Origin of the sequence: Haloferax profundi (assembly GCF_001469865.1) — an archaeon.
Lineage (GTDB): Archaea > Halobacteriota > Halobacteria > Halobacteriales > Haloferacaceae > Haloferax > Haloferax profundi.
The window spans coordinates 1-748 of the sequence record NZ_LOPV01000437.1 but is presented as its reverse complement, the minus strand read 5'-3'; the positions used below and the strand labels follow the sequence as shown (position 1 = coordinate 748).

1 protein-coding gene is annotated in these 748 nt (G+C 49.1%); it reads right to left on the bottom strand.

What is annotated here, in order from left to right:
* Window positions 1-748 (bottom strand): non-hydrolyzing UDP-N-acetylglucosamine 2-epimerase (wecB, locus tag AUR66_RS14865; RefSeq protein ID WP_058573057.1); only part of this gene is annotated, 748 nt, incomplete at both ends.

Genomic DNA, 748 nt, shown 5'->3' with positions numbered 1-748 from the left:
GTGCAGTTCCAGCGAGGCGATTAGCACCAACCTCGAGCGTCTCTGGTCGTTCCGTATTTTCTCGAAGCGTCACACAGGGGACACCGAGGATGCACGCTTCCTCTTGAACACCCCCTGAATCAGTGAGTATTATCTTTGCGCCACTCTGCAGTTGCAGAAAGTCGAGATAGTCCTGAGGAGGAATTGTTTTGATATGCTCAGGAATTGAGAGTCCAAATTCGTCTAATTGACCTCGTGCACGAGGATGAATCGGATACAAGAATTCTATGTCCAGCTCTTCACCAACACGCTCAACGCCTTCTAAGAGGTCCTCGAACGTTTCTTTGTCGTCAACGTTCTCTGCTCGGTGTGCCGTCAAAAGCCCATACTCGGTGTCTTCGAGTCCAAACTCCTCGAGCACTGAACTTTTTCGAGATGCCAATTTGTGGTTTTGTTGAACAGCATCCACGACTGTATTCCCAGTTACAAAAACACGGTCCTCTGGAAGTCCTTCTTCTAATAGGAACTCTTCGGATTGCTCTGTTGGTGCAAAGAGATAGTCCGCAGTATGGTCTGCAATCACGCGGTTTTTCTCCTCAGGCATATCGCGGTCGAAGCTCCGGAGACCAGCTTCAACGTGACCAACATCACAATCAAGTTTTGTCGCTGCGATTGTCCCTGCAAGGACGGAGTTCGTGTCTCCTTGTACGAGGACGACGTCTGTGTCTTCTTTGAGGAGGATTTCTTCTATACCGATAATCATCTCTCC